At 77.2% G+C, this 914-nt stretch carries 1 protein-coding gene and 1 pseudogene; both read left to right on the top strand.

Annotated elements, in window-relative coordinates; genetic code table 11:
- A partial coding sequence (locus B7P34_RS36015) for an acyl-CoA dehydrogenase family protein (RefSeq protein ID WP_286157547.1) occupies positions 1–302 on the top strand: 302 nt, incomplete at its 5' end.
- Positions 303–324: 22 nt separating this feature from the next.
- Positions 325–914 (top strand): annotated as a pseudogene (locus B7P34_RS37975) (FUSC family protein); the annotation flags it as partial.

The raw sequence follows: 914 nt of genomic DNA, 5'->3' as shown, positions 1-914 counted from the left end.
CGCCTCCCGCGGCCCCCACCGCCGCAGGAGTCTCCGCCGCGCACGACGCGGCCGCCTCCTCCTCGACCCTCGGGACGCTGTCCCGTTTCTTAGCCCGCGACGGTGAGGTCGCCGCGGCGAAGGCGGCCGCGTCCGACGCCGCTCACGCCGCGGCGCGGGCCGCCCTGCAGCTGCACGGCGCGATCGGCTACACCGCGGAGTACGACCTGTCGCTGTGGCTGGGCAAGGCGCGGGCGCTGCGGTCCGCCTGGGGGTCGCCGGCGGCCTGCCGGGCCCGCACCCTCGATATATTTCGCGAGTAAAACACTTGCTAACCTCTTAGGCATGGTGAGACGACCCGCCCTGCCCGGGACCCTGCACGCCGCCTTCCGGCTCGGCCGCCCGGCGGACATCCGGCACAAGTCGGCCCTCAGCGCCGTCGTGGCCATGACCGTGCCGGACGCCGCCCTGCTCGCGGCCGGCCGGCTGGACCTCGCGCTGTACACCTCCGCCGGGGCGCTGTGCGCGCTGTACGGCCACGACCGGCCGTACGCCGGCCGCGCCCGGGCCCTCGCCCTCGTGGTGCTCGGCATGACCGCGGGCGTGGGCACCGCCCTGGGCGCCGCGGCCCTCACGCGCTCCCCCGCCGTGCTCGTCCTGGTCGCCGCGGCGCTCGCGGCCGTGCAGAAGACGGTGTGCGACGCCACCCGTACGGGCCCGCCCGGCAACGTCGTGCTCACCTTCGTGTCGGCGTCGGCGTGCTTCGTACCGCAGCGGGCCGCGGACCTGCCGCTCCACCTCGGACTGACCCTGGCCTGCGGGCTCTGGGCGTGGCTGGTCTGCATGGCGCCCGCCCTCGTCCGGCCGCACGGGCCCGACCGGATCGCCGCCGCCCGCGCCCTGGAAGCCGCGGCGCGCGCGGTCCGCGCGGACGC

Origin of the sequence: Streptosporangium nondiastaticum (genome assembly GCF_003011965.1) — a bacterium.
GTDB classification, from domain to species: domain Bacteria; phylum Actinomycetota; class Actinomycetes; order Streptomycetales; family Streptomycetaceae; genus Streptomyces; species Streptomyces nondiastaticus.
The sequence above is the reverse complement of the archived record's forward strand: the minus strand, read 5'-3'. Positions and strand labels throughout refer to the sequence as shown.